Source organism: Pseudocitrobacter sp. CD920760 (genome assembly GCF_057782505.1).
Genome location: NZ_CM173490.1, coordinates 4,728,124 through 4,741,414, shown reverse-complemented (window position 1 = coordinate 4,741,414; position 13,291 = coordinate 4,728,124). Strand labels below are relative to the sequence as shown.

Here is a 13,291-nt window from a genome sequence, read left to right as displayed (position 1 = left end):
TATGAGGAGTAATCATTTCGTCTATAAAATAATTGGAGCTCTGGTCTCATGCAGAACCAAAGAATCCGTATCCGCCTTAAAGCGTTTGATCATCGTCTGATCGATCAATCAACCGCGGAAATCGTCGAGACTGCCAAGCGCACTGGTGCGCAGGTTCGCGGTCCGATCCCGCTGCCGACCCGCAAAGAGCGCTTTACCGTTCTGATCTCTCCGCACGTTAACAAAGACGCGCGTGATCAGTACGAAATTCGCACTCACAAGCGTCTGGTTGACATCGTTGAGCCAACCGAGAAAACCGTTGATGCTCTGATGCGTCTGGACCTGGCTGCCGGTGTAGACGTGCAGATCAGCCTGGGTTAATCAGGTCATCGAGCGATTGAGAGGTTGATACAATGATTGGTTTAGTCGGTAAAAAAGTGGGTATGACCCGCATCTTCACTGAAGATGGCGTTTCTATCCCAGTAACCGTAATCGAAGTTGAAGCAAACCGTGTTACTCAGGTTAAAGACCTGGCTAACGACGGCTATCGTGCTGTTCAGGTTACCACCGGTGCTAAAAAAGCAAACCGTGTAACCAAGCCGGAAGCTGGCCATTTCGCTAAAGCTGGCGTAGAAGCTGGCCGCGGCCTGTGGGAATTCCGTCTGGCAGAGGGTGAAGAATTCACCGTTGGTCAGAACATCAGCGTCGAACTGTTTGCTGAAGTTAAAAAAGTTGACGTAACCGGTACCTCTAAAGGTAAAGGTTTTGCTGGTACCGTTAAGCGCTGGAACTTCCGTACCCAGGACGCTACTCACGGTAACTCCTTGTCTCACCGCGTTCCGGGTTCTATCGGTCAGAACCAGACTCCGGGCAAAGTGTTCAAAGGCAAGAAAATGGCAGGTCAGCTGGGTAACGAACGTGTCACCGTTCAGAGCCTGGACGTAGTACGTGTTGACGCTGAGCGCAACCTGCTGCTGGTGAAAGGTGCGGTCCCGGGTGCAACCGGTAGCGACCTGATCGTTAAACCAGCTGTGAAGGCGTAAGGGGATAGCAATGGAATTAGTATTGAAAGACGCGCAGAGCGCGCTGACTGTTTCCGAAACTACCTTCGGTCGTGATTTCAACGAAGCGCTGGTTCACCAGGTTGTTGTTGCTTATGCAGCTGGTGCTCGTCAGGGTACTCGTGCTCAGAAGACTCGTGCTGAAGTAACTGGTTCTGGTAAAAAACCATGGCGCCAGAAAGGTACCGGCCGTGCGCGTTCAGGTTCTATCAAGAGCCCGATCTGGCGTTCCGGTGGCGTGACCTTCGCTGCTCGTCCGCAGGACCACAGTCAAAAAGTTAACAAAAAGATGTACCGCGGCGCGCTGAAAAGCATTCTGTCCGAACTGGTACGTCAGGATCGTCTGATCGTTGTCGAGAAGTTCTCTGTAGAAGCGCCTAAAACTAAGCTGCTGGCACAGAAACTGAAAGACATGGCTCTGGAAGATGTGCTGATCATCACCGGTGAGCTGGACGAAAATCTGTTCCTCGCAGCACGTAACCTGCACAAGGTTGACGTTCGCGATGCAACGGGTATCGACCCGGTTAGCCTGATCGCCTTCGACAAAGTCGTAATGACTGCTGATGCTGTTAAGCAAGTTGAGGAGATGCTGGCATGATTCGTGAAGAACGTCTGCTGAAGGTGCTGCGCGCACCGCACGTTTCTGAAAAAGCGTCTACTGCGATGGAAAAAACTAACACCATCGTTCTCAAAGTTGCTAAAGACGCGACCAAAGCAGAAATCAAAGCTGCTGTGCAGAAACTGTTTGAAGTCGAAGTCGAAGTCGTTAACACCCTGGTAGTTAAAGGGAAAGTTAAACGTCACGGACAGCGTATCGGTCGTCGTAGCGACTGGAAAAAAGCTTACGTCACCCTGAAAGAAGGCCAGAATCTGGACTTCGTTGGCGGCGCTGAGTAAGTCGGAGGAGTAATACAATGGCAGTTGTTAAATGTAAACCGACATCTCCGGGTCGTCGCCACGTAGTTAAAGTGGTTAACCCTGAGCTGCACAAGGGCAAACCTTTTGCTCCGTTGCTGGAAAAAAACAGCAAATCCGGTGGTCGTAACAACAATGGCCGTATCACCACTCGTCACATCGGTGGTGGCCATAAGCAGGCTTATCGTATTGTTGACTTCAAACGCAACAAAGACGGTATCCCGGCAACAGTTGAACGTCTTGAGTACGATCCGAACCGCTCCGCGAACATCGCGCTGGTTCTGTACAAAGATGGCGAACGCCGTTACATCCTGGCCCCTAAAGGCCTGAAAGCTGGCGACCAGATTCAGTCTGGCGTTGATGCTGCAATCAAAGCAGGTAACACCCTGCCGATGCGCAATATCCCGGTTGGTTCTACCGTTCATAACGTAGAAATGAAACCAGGTAAAGGCGGTCAGCTGGCACGTTCCGCTGGTACTTACGTTCAGATCGTTGCTCGCGATGGTGCTTATGTCACCCTGCGTCTGCGTTCTGGTGAAATGCGTAAAGTCGAAGCAGACTGCCGTGCAACTCTGGGCGAAGTTGGCAATGCTGAGCATATGCTGCGCGTTCTGGGTAAAGCAGGTGCTGCACGCTGGCGTGGTGTTCGTCCTACCGTTCGCGGTACTGCGATGAACCCAGTCGATCACCCACATGGTGGTGGTGAAGGTCGTAACTTTGGTAAGCACCCGGTATCCCCGTGGGGCCTGCAGACCAAAGGTAAGAAGACCCGCAGCAACAAGCGTACTGATAAATTCATCGTACGTCGCCGTAGCAAATAATTTTAGAGGATAAGCCATGCCACGTTCTCTCAAGAAAGGTCCTTTTATTGACCTGCACTTGCTGAAGAAGGTAGAGAAAGCGGTGGAAAGCGGAGACAAGAAGCCCCTGCGCACTTGGTCCCGTCGTTCAACGATCTTTCCTAACATGATCGGTTTGACCATCGCTGTCCATAATGGTCGTCAGCACGTTCCAGTCTTTGTTACCGACGAAATGGTTGGTCACAAACTGGGTGAATTCGCACCGACTCGTACTTATCGCGGCCATGCTGCTGATAAAAAAGCGAAGAAGAAATAAGGTAGGAGGAAGAGATGGAAACTTTAGCTCAACATCGCCATGCTCGTTCTTCTGCTCAGAAGGTTCGCCTTGTTGCTGACCTGATTCGCGGTAAGAAAGTGTCGCAGGCCCTGGATATTCTGACCTACACCAATAAGAAAGCGGCTGTACTGGTCAAGAAAGTACTGGAATCTGCCATTGCTAACGCTGAACACAACGATGGCGCTGACATTGACGATCTGAAAGTTGCGAAAATTTTCGTAGACGAAGGCCCGAGCATGAAGCGCATTATGCCGCGTGCAAAAGGTCGTGCAGATCGCATCCTGAAGCGCACCAGCCACATTACTGTGGTTGTGTCCGATCGCTGAGACTCTGGAGACTAGCAATGGGTCAGAAAGTACATCCTAATGGTATTCGCCTGGGTATTGTCAAACCATGGAACTCTACCTGGTTCGCGAACACCAAAGAATTCGCTGACAACCTGGACAGCGATTTTAAAGTACGTCAGTACCTGACGAAGGAACTGGCAAAAGCGTCCGTATCTCGTATCGTTATCGAGCGTCCGGCTAAGAGCATCCGTGTGACTATTCACACTGCTCGCCCGGGTATCGTTATCGGTAAGAAAGGCGAAGACGTAGAAAAACTGCGCAAGGTCGTAGCGGATATCGCTGGCGTTCCTGCTCAGATCAATATCGCCGAAGTTCGTAAGCCTGAACTGGACGCTAAATTGGTTGCTGACAGCATCACTTCTCAGCTGGAACGTCGCGTTATGTTCCGTCGTGCTATGAAGCGTGCTGTACAGAACGCAATGCGTCTGGGCGCTAAAGGTATCAAAGTTGAAGTTAGCGGCCGTCTGGGCGGCGCGGAAATCGCACGTACCGAATGGTACCGCGAAGGTCGCGTACCGCTGCACACTCTGCGTGCTGACATCGACTACAACACCTCTGAAGCGCACACCACTTACGGTGTAATCGGCGTTAAGGTATGGATCTTCAAAGGTGAGATCCTGGGTGGTATGGCTGCTGTTGAACAACCGGAACCGGCTGCTCAACCTAAAAAGCAGCAGCGTAAAGGCCGTAAATAAGGAGCGTCGCTGATGTTACAACCAAAGCGTACAAAATTCCGTAAAGTGCACAAAGGCCGTAACCGCGGTCTGGCGCAGGGTACGGATGTTAGCTTCGGCACTTTCGGTCTGAAAGCTGTTGGCCGTGGTCGTCTGACTGCACGTCAGATCGAAGCAGCACGTCGTGCTATGACCCGTGCAGTGAAGCGTCAAGGTAAAATCTGGATCCGTGTATTCCCGGACAAACCGATTACCGAGAAGCCTCTTGAAGTTCGTATGGGTAAAGGTAAAGGTAACGTGGAGTATTGGGTTGCCTTGATTCAGCCGGGCAAAGTCCTGTATGAAATGGACGGTGTACCGGAAGAGCTGGCCCGTGAAGCATTCGGCCTCGCAGCCGCGAAACTGCCGATCAAAACCACCTTTGTAACTAAGACGGTGATGTAATGAAAGCAAAAGAGCTGCGTGAAAAAAGCGTTGAAGATCTGAACGCTGAGCTGCTGAACTTGCTGCGTGAGCAGTTCAACCTGCGCATGCAGGCTGCAAGTGGCCAGCTGCAACAGACTCATCTGCTGAAGCAAGTGCGTCGTGATGTTGCACGTGTTAAGACTTTACTGACTCAGAAGGCGGGTGCGTAATGACCGATAAAATCCGTACTCTGCAAGGTCGCGTCGTTAGCGCGAAAATGGAGAAATCCATTGTTGTTGCTATCGAACGTTTTGTGAAACACCCGATCTACGGTAAATTCATCAAACGTACGACCAAACTGCACGTACATGACGAGAACAACGAATGCGGTACCGGTGACGTGGTTGAAATCCGCGAATGCCGTCCGCTGTCCAAGACTAAGTCCTGGACGCTGGTTCGCGTTGTAGAGAAAGCGGTTCTGTAATACAGTACTCGTTCTCGATACGAATAAACGGCTCAGCGATGAGCCGTTTATTTTTTCTACCCATATCTTGAGAGTGGTGTTATAATGCCGCGCCCTCGATATATGGGGCTTTTTAATGGCCTGATTTTCGGGTCTCAGTAGTAGTTGACATTAGCGGAGCACTAAAATGATCCAAGAACAGACTATGCTGAACGTCGCCGACAACTCCGGTGCACGTCGCGTAATGTGTATCAAGGTTCTGGGTGGCTCGCACCGTCGCTACGCAGGCGTAGGCGACATCATCAAGATCACCATCAAGGAAGCAATTCCGCGTGGTAAGGTCAAAAAAGGTGATGTGCTGAAGGCGGTAGTGGTGCGCACCAAGAAGGGTGTTCGTCGCCCGGACGGTTCTGTCATTCGCTTCGATGGTAATGCATGCGTTATTTTAAACAATAACAGTGAGCAGCCTATCGGTACGCGTATTTTTGGGCCGGTAACTCGTGAACTTCGTAACGAGAAGTTCATGAAAATTATCTCTCTGGCACCAGAAGTACTCTAAGGAGCGAATCATGGCAGCGAAGATCCGTCGTGATGACGAAGTTATCGTGTTAACCGGTAAAGATAAAGGTAAACGCGGTAAAGTAAAAAATGTCCTGTCTTCCGGCAAGGTCATTGTTGAAGGTATCAACCTGGTTAAAAAACATCAGAAGCCGGTTCCGGCCCTGAACCAACCAGGCGGCATTGTTGAGAAAGAAGCAGCTATTCAGATCTCTAACATTGCAATCTTCAATGCGGCAACCGGCAAGGCCGACCGTGTAGGCTTTAGATTCGAAGACGGCAAAAAAGTCCGTTTCTTCAAGTCTAACAGCGAAACTATCAAGTAATTTGGAGTAGTACGATGGCGAAACTGCATGATTACTACAAAGACGAAGTAGTTAACAAGCTCATGACTGAGTTTAACTACAATTCTGTCATGCAAGTCCCTCGGGTCGAGAAGATCACCCTGAACATGGGTGTTGGTGAAGCGATCGCTGACAAGAAACTGCTGGATAACGCAGCAGCTGACCTGGCAGCAATCTCCGGTCAAAAACCGCTGATCACCAAAGCACGCAAATCAGTTGCAGGCTTCAAAATCCGTCAGGGCTATCCGATCGGCTGTAAAGTAACTCTGCGTGGCGAACGCATGTGGGAGTTCTTTGAGCGCCTGATCACTATTGCTGTACCGCGTATCCGTGACTTCCGTGGCCTGTCCGCTAAGTCATTCGATGGCCGTGGTAACTACAGCATGGGTGTCCGTGAGCAGATCATCTTCCCAGAAATCGACTACGATAAAGTCGACCGCGTGCGTGGTTTGGATATTACCATTACCACTACTGCGAAATCTGACGAAGAAGGCCGTGCTCTGCTGGCTGCCTTTGACTTCCCGTTCCGCAAGTAAGGGTTACTGAATGGCTAAGCAATCAATGAAAGCACGCGAAGTAAAACGCGTAGCTTTAGCTGATAAATTCTTCGCTAAACGCGCTGAACTGAAAGCTATCATCTCTGATGTGAACGCTTCCGATGAAGATCGTTGGAACGCTGTTCTGAAGCTGCAGAGTCTGCCGCGTGATTCCAGCCCGTCTCGTCAGCGTAACCGCTGCCGTCAAACAGGTCGTCCGCATGGTTATGTGGGCAAGTTCGGGTTGAGCCGTATTAAGCTTCGTGAAGCCGCTATGCGCGGTGAAGTACCAGGCTTGAAAAAGGCTAGCTGGTAATTACCAATTGAATCACGGGAGTAAAGACAGATGAGCATGCAAGATCCGATCGCGGATATGCTGACCCGTATCCGTAACGGTCAGGCCGCGAACAAAGCTGCGGTCACCATGCCTTCCTCCAAGCTGAAAGTGGCAATTGCCAACGTGCTGAAGGAAGAAGGTTTTATTGAAGATTTTAAAGTTGAAGGCGACACCAAGCCGGAACTGGAACTTACTCTCAAGTATTTCCAGGGTAAAGCTGTTGTAGAAAGCATTCAGCGTGTCAGCCGCCCAGGTCTGCGCATCTACAAACGTAAAGATGAGCTGCCGAAAGTTATGGCCGGCATGGGTATCGCAGTTGTTTCTACCTCTAAAGGTGTTATGACTGATCGTGCAGCGCGCCAAGCTGGTCTTGGTGGCGAAATTATCTGCTACGTAGCCTAATCGGAGGAAAAAATGTCTCGTGTTGCTAAAGCACCGGTCGTTGTTCCTGCCGGCGTTGATGTAAAAATCAACGGTCAGGTTATTACGATCAAAGGTAAAAACGGCGAGCTGACTCGTACTCTCAACGATGCTGTTGAAGTTAAACATGCAGATAATGCACTGACCTTCGGTCCGCGTGATGGTTACGCAGATGGATGGGCTCAGGCTGGTACCGCGCGTGCCCTGCTGAACTCAATGGTTGTCGGTGTTACCGAAGGCTTCACTAAGAAGCTACAGCTGGTTGGTGTAGGTTATCGTGCAGCGGTTAAAGGGAATGTAGTAAACCTGTCTTTAGGTTTCTCTCACCCGGTTGACCATCAGCTGCCTGCGGGTATCACTGCTGAATGTCCGACTCAAACTGAAATCGTGCTGAAAGGCGCTGATAAGCAGGTGATCGGTCAGGTTGCAGCGGATCTGCGCGCCTACCGTCGTCCTGAGCCTTATAAAGGCAAGGGTGTTCGTTACGCCGACGAAGTCGTGCGTACCAAAGAGGCTAAGAAGAAGTAAGGTAACACTATGGATAAGAAATCTGCTCGTATCCGTCGTGCGACCCGCGCACGCCGCAAGCTCCAGGAGCTGGGCGCAACTCGCCTGGTGGTACATCGTACCCCGCGTCATATTTACGCACAGGTAATTGCACCGAACGGTTCCGAAGTTCTGGTAGCTGCTTCTACTGTAGAAAAAGCTATCGCTGAACAACTGAAGTACACCGGTAACAAAGACGCGGCTGCAGCTGTGGGTAAAGCTGTTGCTGAACGCGCTCTGGAAAAAGGCATCAAAGATGTATCCTTTGACCGTTCCGGGTTCCAATATCATGGTCGTGTCCAGGCACTGGCAGATGCTGCCCGTGAAGCTGGCCTTCAGTTCTAAGGTAGAGGTGTAAGATGGCTCACATCGAAAAACAAGCTGGCGAACTGCAGGAAAAGCTGATCGCGGTAAACCGCGTATCTAAAACCGTTAAAGGTGGTCGTATTTTCTCCTTCACAGCTCTGACTGTAGTAGGCGATGGTAACGGTCGCGTAGGTTTTGGTTACGGTAAAGCGCGTGAAGTTCCAGCAGCGATCCAGAAAGCGATGGAAAAAGCCCGTCGCAATATGATTAACGTCGCGCTGAATACCGGCACCCTGCAGCACCCAGTTAAGGGTACTCACACGGGTTCTCGTGTATTCATGCAGCCGGCTTCCGAAGGTACCGGTATCATCGCCGGTGGTGCAATGCGCGCCGTTCTGGAAGTCGCTGGAGTTCGTAACGTTCTGGCTAAAGCGTATGGTTCCACCAACCCGATTAACGTGGTTCGTGCAACTATCGATGGTCTGGAAAATATGAAATCTCCGGAAATGGTCGCTGCCAAGCGTGGTAAATCCGTTGAAGAAATTCTGGGGAAATAAACCATGGCAAAGACTATTAAAATTACTCAAACCCGCAGTGCAATCGGTCGTCTGCCGAAACACAAGGCAACGCTGCTTGGCCTGGGTCTGCGTCGTATTGGTCACACCGTAGAACGCGAGGATACTCCTGCTGTTCGTGGTATGGTCAACGCGGTTTCCTTCATGGTTAAAGTTGAGGAGTAAGAGATGCGTTTAAATACTCTGTCTCCGGCCGAAGGCTCTAAAAAGGCGGGTCGCCGTCTGGGTCGTGGTATCGGTTCTGGCCTCGGTAAAACCGGCGGTCGTGGTCACAAAGGTCAGAAGTCTCGTTCTGGCGGTGGCGTACGTCGTGGTTTCGAGGGTGGTCAGATGCCTCTGTACCGTCGTCTGCCGAAATTCGGCTTCACTTCTCGCAAAGCAGCGATTACAGCGGAAATCCGTCTGTCTGACCTGGCGAAAGTGGAAGGCGGTGTTGTAGACCTGAACACGCTGAAAGCAGCTAACATTATCGGTATCCAGATCGAGTTCGCGAAAGTGATCCTGGCTGGTGAAGTCACTACTCCGGTAACTGTTCGTGGCCTGCGTGTTACTAAAGGCGCTCGTGCTGCTATCGAAGCTGCTGGCGGTAAAATCGAGGAATAAGTAGCAGATGGCTAAACAACCGGGATTAGATTTTCAAAGTGCCAAAGGTGGCTTAGGCGAGCTGAAACGCAGACTGCTGTTTGTAATCGGTGCGCTTATTGTGTTCCGTATTGGCTCTTTCATTCCGATCCCTGGTATTGATGCCGCTGTACTTGCCAAACTGCTTGAGCAACAGCGAGGCACCATCATTGAGATGTTTAACATGTTCTCTGGTGGTGCTCTCAGCCGTGCTTCTATCTTTGCTCTGGGGATCATGCCGTATATTTCGGCGTCGATCATCATCCAGCTGCTGACGGTGGTTCATCCAACGCTGGCAGAAATTAAGAAAGAAGGGGAGTCTGGTCGTCGTAAGATCAGCCAGTACACCCGCTACGGTACTCTGGTGCTGGCAATATTCCAGTCGATCGGTATTGCTACCGGTCTGCCGAATATGCCTGGTATGCAGGGCCTGGTTATTAACCCAGGCTTTGCATTCTATTTCACCGCTGTTGTAAGTCTGGTTACAGGGACCATGTTCCTGATGTGGCTCGGCGAACAGATTACTGAGCGCGGTATCGGTAACGGTATCTCAATCATTATCTTCGCTGGTATCGTTGCGGGACTCCCGCCAGCCATTGCCCATACTATCGAGCAAGCGCGTCAAGGCGACCTGCACTTCCTCCTGTTGCTGTTGGTTGCAGTATTAGTATTTGCAGTGACGTTCTTTGTTGTATTTGTTGAGCGTGGTCAACGCCGCATTGTGGTAAACTACGCGAAACGTCAGCAAGGTCGTCGTGTCTATGCTGCACAGAGCACACATTTACCGCTGAAAGTGAATATGGCAGGGGTAATCCCGGCAATCTTCGCTTCCAGTATTATTCTGTTCCCGGCAACCATCGCGTCATGGTTCGGGGGCGGGACTGGTTGGAACTGGCTGACAACAATTTCGCTGTATTTGCAGCCTGGGCAACCGCTTTATGTGTTACTCTATGCGTCTGCGATCATCTTCTTCTGTTTCTTCTACACGGCGTTGGTCTTCAACCCGCGTGAAACAGCAGATAACCTGAAGAAGTCCGGTGCATTTGTACCAGGAATTCGTCCGGGAGAGCAAACGGCGAAGTATATCGATAAAGTAATGACCCGCCTGACCCTGGTTGGTGCGTTGTATATTACCTTTATCTGCCTGATCCCGGAGTTCATGCGTGATGCAATGAAAGTACCGTTCTACTTCGGTGGGACCTCACTGCTTATCGTTGTTGTCGTGATTATGGACTTTATGGCTCAAGTGCAAACTCTGATGATGTCAAGTCAGTACGAGTCTGCATTGAAGAAGGCGAACCTGAAAGGCTACGGCCGATAATTGGTCGCCCGAGAAGTTACGGAGAGTAAAAATGAAAGTTCGTGCTTCCGTCAAGAAATTATGCCGTAACTGCAAAATCGTTAAGCGTGATGGTGTCATCCGTGTGATTTGCAGTGCCGAGCCGAAGCATAAACAGCGCCAAGGCTGATTTATTCGCATATTTTTCTTGCAAAGTTGGGTTGAGCTGGCTAGATTAGCCAGCCAATCTTTTGTATGTCTGTACGTTTCCATTTGAGTATCCTGAAAACGGGCTTTTCAGCATGGTGCGTACATATTAAATAGTAGGAGTGCATAGTGGCCCGTATAGCAGGCATTAACATTCCTGATCAAAAACACGCCGTGATCGCATTAACTTCGATCTTCGGTGTCGGCAAAACCCGTTCCAAGGCTATTTTAGCTGCGGCGGGCATCGCTGAAAATGTTAAGATCAGTGAGCTGTCTGAAGAACAAATCGACACGCTGCGTGACGAAGTTGCCAAATTTGTCGTTGAAGGTGATCTGCGCCGTGAAATCAGCATGAGCATCAAGCGCCTGATGGATCTTGGTTGCTATCGCGGTTTGCGTCATCGTCGTGGTCTCCCGGTTCGCGGTCAGCGTACCAAGACCAACGCACGTACCCGTAAGGGTCCGCGCAAACCGATCAAGAAATAATCGGGGTGATTGAATAATGGCAAAGGCACCAATTCGTGCACGTAAACGTGTAAGAAAACAAGTCTCTGACGGCGTGGCTCATATCCATGCTTCTTTCAACAACACCATCGTGACTATTACCGATCGTCAGGGTAATGCGCTGGGTTGGGCAACAGCCGGTGGTTCCGGTTTCCGTGGTTCTCGCAAATCCACTCCGTTCGCAGCTCAGGTTGCAGCAGAGCGTTGCGCAGAAGCCGTAAAAGAATACGGCATCAAGAATCTGGAAGTTATGGTCAAAGGTCCGGGTCCGGGTCGCGAATCTACTATTCGTGCTCTGAACGCCGCTGGTTTCCGCATCACTAATATTACTGATGTGACTCCGATCCCTCATAACGGTTGTCGTCCGCCGAAAAAACGTCGCGTATAACGCTACGTTTTCCAGGTTAGTTGGAGAAAGAAAATGGCAAGATATTTGGGTCCTAAGCTCAAGCTGAGCCGTCGTGAGGGCACCGACTTATTCCTTAAGTCTGGCGTTCGCGCGATCGATACCAAGTGTAAAATTGAACAAGCTCCTGGCCAGCACGGTGCGCGTAAACCGCGTCTGTCTGACTATGGTGTGCAGTTGCGTGAGAAGCAAAAAGTTCGCCGTATGTACGGTGTGCTGGAGCGTCAATTCCGTAACTACTACAAAGAAGCAGCACGTCTGAAAGGCAACACCGGTGAAAACCTGTTGGCTCTGCTGGAAGGTCGTCTGGACAACGTTGTATACCGTATGGGCTTTGGCGCCACTCGTGCTGAAGCACGCCAGCTGGTTAGCCATAAAGCAATCATGGTAAACGGTCGTGTTGTTAACATCGCTTCTTATCAGGTTAAAGCGAATGACGTTGTTAGCATCCGTGAGAAAGCGAAAAAGCAATCTCGCGTGAAAGCCGCTCTTGAGCTGGCTGAACAGCGTGAAAAGCCAACCTGGCTGGAAGTTGATGCTGGCAAGATGGAAGGCACGTTCAAGCGTCAGCCTGAGCGTTCTGATCTGTCTGCGGACATTAACGAACACCTGATCGTCGAGCTTTACTCCAAGTAAAGCTTAGTACCAAAGAGAGGACACAATGCAGGGTTCTGTGACAGAGTTTCTAAAACCGCGCCTGGTAGATATCGAGCAAGTGAGTTCGACGCACGCCAAGGTGACCCTTGAGCCTTTAGAGCGTGGCTTTGGCCATACTCTGGGTAACGCACTGCGCCGTATTCTGCTCTCATCGATGCCGGGTTGCGCGGTGACCGAGGTTGAGATTGATGGTGTACTTCATGAGTACAGCACCAAAGAAGGCGTTCAGGAAGATATCCTGGAAATCCTGCTCAACCTGAAAGGGCTGGCGGTGAGAGTTCAGGGTAAAGATGAAGTTATTCTTACCTTGAATAAATCTGGCATTGGCCCTGTGACCGCAGCCGATATCACCCACGACGGTGATGTCGAAATCGTCAAGCCGCAGCACGTGATCTGCCACCTGACCGATGAAAACGCAGCTATCAGCATGCGTATCAAAGTTCAGCGCGGTCGCGGTTATGTGCCGGCTTCTTCCCGAATTCATTCGGAAGAAGATGAGCGCCCGATCGGCCGTCTGTTGGTCGACGCCTGCTACAGCCCTGTAGAGCGTATTGCCTACAATGTTGAAGCAGCGCGTGTAGAACAGCGTACCGACCTGGACAAGCTGGTCATCGAAATGGAAACCAACGGCACAATCGATCCTGAAGAGGCGATTCGTCGTGCGGCAACCATCCTGGCTGAACAACTGGAAGCTTTTGTTGACTTACGTGATGTACGTCAGCCAGAAGTTAAAGAAGAGAAACCAGAATTCGATCCGATCCTGCTGCGCCCTGTTGACGATCTGGAATTGACTGTCCGCTCTGCTAACTGCCTTAAGGCAGAAGCTATCCACTATATCGGTGATCTGGTACAGCGTACCGAGGTTGAGCTTCTTAAGACGCCTAACCTGGGTAAAAAATCTCTTACCGAGATTAAAGACGTGCTGGCCTCCCGTGGACTGTCTCTGGGCATGCGCCTGGAAAACTGGCCACCGGCAAGCATTGCTGACGAGTAACCGGATCACAGGTTAAGGTT

The 13,291-nt window shown here is 50.7% G+C and carries 27 protein-coding genes; all 27 read left to right on the top strand.

Annotated elements, in window-relative coordinates; genetic code table 11:
• Positions 1–48: 48 nt before the first annotated feature.
• The 27 genes from rpsJ (at position 49) to AC1MKH_RS22240 (ending at position 13,271) form a co-directional block, all read left to right on the top strand.
• Positions 49–360, top strand: a complete 312-nt coding sequence (gene rpsJ / locus AC1MKH_RS22370) for a 30S ribosomal protein S10 (protein ID WP_001181005.1) — start codon at positions 49–51, stop codon at positions 358–360.
• 32 nt (positions 361–392) lie between these two features.
• Positions 393–1,022, top strand: coding sequence for a 50S ribosomal protein L3 (gene rplC / locus AC1MKH_RS22365; RefSeq protein WP_231826062.1), 630 nt, complete (start codon positions 393–395; stop codon positions 1,020–1,022).
• Between the two features lie 10 nt (positions 1,023–1,032).
• The gene (gene rplD, locus AC1MKH_RS22360; RefSeq protein WP_000424395.1) at positions 1,033–1,638 is read left to right on the top strand and encodes a 50S ribosomal protein L4; all 606 of its coding nucleotides are present in this window, start codon (positions 1,033–1,035) and stop codon (positions 1,636–1,638) included.
• Positions 1,635–1,937 carry a 50S ribosomal protein L23 gene (gene rplW, locus AC1MKH_RS22355; RefSeq protein WP_000617546.1) on the top strand — a complete coding sequence of 101 codons (303 nt, stop codon included), beginning with the start codon at positions 1,635–1,637 and terminating at the stop codon, positions 1,935–1,937. Before rplD ends, rplW begins: the two co-directional genes overlap by 4 nt.
• Before the next feature lie 17 nt (positions 1,938–1,954).
• Positions 1,955–2,776 carry a 50S ribosomal protein L2 gene (rplB, locus tag AC1MKH_RS22350; RefSeq protein WP_015962739.1) on the top strand — a complete coding sequence of 274 codons (822 nt, stop codon included), beginning with the start codon at positions 1,955–1,957 and terminating at the stop codon, positions 2,774–2,776.
• 16 nt (positions 2,777–2,792) lie between these two features.
• Positions 2,793–3,071 (top strand): 30S ribosomal protein S19, encoded by a 279-nt coding sequence (gene rpsS / locus AC1MKH_RS22345; protein WP_001138117.1) that lies wholly within the window; start codon positions 2,793–2,795, stop codon positions 3,069–3,071.
• A 14-nt stretch (positions 3,072–3,085) separates the two neighbouring features.
• The gene (gene rplV / locus AC1MKH_RS22340) at positions 3,086–3,418 is read left to right on the top strand and encodes a 50S ribosomal protein L22 (RefSeq protein ID WP_002919773.1); all 333 of its coding nucleotides are present in this window, start codon (positions 3,086–3,088) and stop codon (positions 3,416–3,418) included.
• Between the two features lie 17 nt (positions 3,419–3,435).
• Positions 3,436–4,134: a 30S ribosomal protein S3 gene (gene rpsC, locus AC1MKH_RS22335; protein ID WP_006817277.1), complete on the top strand. Its 699-nt coding sequence runs from the start codon at positions 3,436–3,438 to the stop codon at positions 4,132–4,134.
• A 12-nt stretch (positions 4,135–4,146) separates the two neighbouring features.
• Positions 4,147–4,557, top strand: a complete 411-nt coding sequence (gene rplP, locus AC1MKH_RS22330) for a 50S ribosomal protein L16 (protein ID WP_002919759.1) — start codon at positions 4,147–4,149, stop codon at positions 4,555–4,557.
• Positions 4,557–4,748, top strand: coding sequence for a 50S ribosomal protein L29 (gene rpmC, locus AC1MKH_RS22325; RefSeq protein ID WP_015962740.1), 192 nt, complete (start codon positions 4,557–4,559; stop codon positions 4,746–4,748). The genes rplP and rpmC overlap by 1 nt, the downstream gene beginning before the upstream one ends.
• A complete protein-coding gene (gene rpsQ / locus AC1MKH_RS22320) occupies positions 4,748–5,002 on the top strand; it encodes a 30S ribosomal protein S17 (RefSeq protein WP_015962741.1) in 255 nt (84 codons plus the stop codon). Before rpmC ends, rpsQ begins: the two co-directional genes overlap by 1 nt.
• A 166-nt stretch (positions 5,003–5,168) precedes the next feature.
• Entirely contained in the window at positions 5,169–5,540 is a 372-nt protein-coding gene (rplN, locus tag AC1MKH_RS22315; protein ID WP_000613954.1) for a 50S ribosomal protein L14, read from the top strand.
• Positions 5,541–5,550: 10 nt separating this feature from the next.
• Positions 5,551–5,865 (top strand): 50S ribosomal protein L24, encoded by a 315-nt coding sequence (gene rplX / locus AC1MKH_RS22310; RefSeq protein ID WP_015962742.1) that lies wholly within the window; start codon positions 5,551–5,553, stop codon positions 5,863–5,865.
• Positions 5,866–5,879: 14 nt separating this feature from the next.
• Positions 5,880–6,419 (top strand): 50S ribosomal protein L5, encoded by a 540-nt coding sequence (gene rplE / locus AC1MKH_RS22305; RefSeq protein WP_007702494.1) that lies wholly within the window; start codon positions 5,880–5,882, stop codon positions 6,417–6,419.
• Between the two features lie 10 nt (positions 6,420–6,429).
• Positions 6,430–6,735: a 30S ribosomal protein S14 gene (gene rpsN, locus AC1MKH_RS22300; protein ID WP_003863291.1), complete on the top strand. Its 306-nt coding sequence runs from the start codon at positions 6,430–6,432 to the stop codon at positions 6,733–6,735.
• Between the two features lie 30 nt (positions 6,736–6,765).
• The gene (gene rpsH, locus AC1MKH_RS22295) at positions 6,766–7,158 is read left to right on the top strand and encodes a 30S ribosomal protein S8 (protein WP_003031127.1); all 393 of its coding nucleotides are present in this window, start codon (positions 6,766–6,768) and stop codon (positions 7,156–7,158) included.
• 12 nt (positions 7,159–7,170) lie between these two features.
• Complete coding sequence (rplF, locus tag AC1MKH_RS22290; protein WP_174895458.1) at positions 7,171–7,704, top strand: 50S ribosomal protein L6; 534 nt, start codon at positions 7,171–7,173, stop codon at positions 7,702–7,704.
• 9 nt (positions 7,705–7,713) lie between these two features.
• Positions 7,714–8,067 carry a 50S ribosomal protein L18 gene (rplR, locus tag AC1MKH_RS22285; RefSeq protein ID WP_000358960.1) on the top strand — a complete coding sequence of 118 codons (354 nt, stop codon included), beginning with the start codon at positions 7,714–7,716 and terminating at the stop codon, positions 8,065–8,067.
• Between the two features lie 14 nt (positions 8,068–8,081).
• Positions 8,082–8,585 carry a 30S ribosomal protein S5 gene (gene rpsE / locus AC1MKH_RS22280; RefSeq protein WP_015962744.1) on the top strand — a complete coding sequence of 168 codons (504 nt, stop codon included), beginning with the start codon at positions 8,082–8,084 and terminating at the stop codon, positions 8,583–8,585.
• Between the two features lie 3 nt (positions 8,586–8,588).
• Positions 8,589–8,768: a 50S ribosomal protein L30 gene (gene rpmD / locus AC1MKH_RS22275; RefSeq protein WP_001140434.1), complete on the top strand. Its 180-nt coding sequence runs from the start codon at positions 8,589–8,591 to the stop codon at positions 8,766–8,768.
• Positions 8,769–8,771: 3 nt separating this feature from the next.
• Entirely contained in the window at positions 8,772–9,206 is a 435-nt protein-coding gene (gene rplO / locus AC1MKH_RS22270) for a 50S ribosomal protein L15 (protein ID WP_015962745.1), read from the top strand.
• Positions 9,207–9,213: 7 nt separating this feature from the next.
• Positions 9,214–10,545 carry a preprotein translocase subunit SecY gene (gene secY / locus AC1MKH_RS22265; protein WP_015962746.1) on the top strand — a complete coding sequence of 444 codons (1,332 nt, stop codon included), beginning with the start codon at positions 9,214–9,216 and terminating at the stop codon, positions 10,543–10,545.
• Positions 10,546–10,576: 31 nt separating this feature from the next.
• Positions 10,577–10,693, top strand: a complete 117-nt coding sequence (rpmJ, locus tag AC1MKH_RS22260) for a 50S ribosomal protein L36 (protein WP_000868187.1) — start codon at positions 10,577–10,579, stop codon at positions 10,691–10,693.
• Positions 10,694–10,839: 146 nt separating this feature from the next.
• The gene (gene rpsM / locus AC1MKH_RS22255; protein ID WP_149464956.1) at positions 10,840–11,196 is read left to right on the top strand and encodes a 30S ribosomal protein S13; all 357 of its coding nucleotides are present in this window, start codon (positions 10,840–10,842) and stop codon (positions 11,194–11,196) included.
• Between the two features lie 16 nt (positions 11,197–11,212).
• Positions 11,213–11,602: a 30S ribosomal protein S11 gene (gene rpsK, locus AC1MKH_RS22250; RefSeq protein WP_002919257.1), complete on the top strand. Its 390-nt coding sequence runs from the start codon at positions 11,213–11,215 to the stop codon at positions 11,600–11,602.
• Positions 11,603–11,635: 33 nt separating this feature from the next.
• On the top strand, positions 11,636–12,256 hold the full coding sequence (gene rpsD / locus AC1MKH_RS22245) for a 30S ribosomal protein S4 (RefSeq protein WP_002919224.1): 621 nt from the start codon (positions 11,636–11,638) through the stop codon (positions 12,254–12,256).
• Positions 12,257–12,281: 25 nt separating this feature from the next.
• Positions 12,282–13,271 carry a DNA-directed RNA polymerase subunit alpha gene (locus AC1MKH_RS22240; RefSeq protein ID WP_015962747.1) on the top strand — a complete coding sequence of 330 codons (990 nt, stop codon included), beginning with the start codon at positions 12,282–12,284 and terminating at the stop codon, positions 13,269–13,271.
• Positions 13,272–13,291 lie beyond the last annotated feature (20 nt).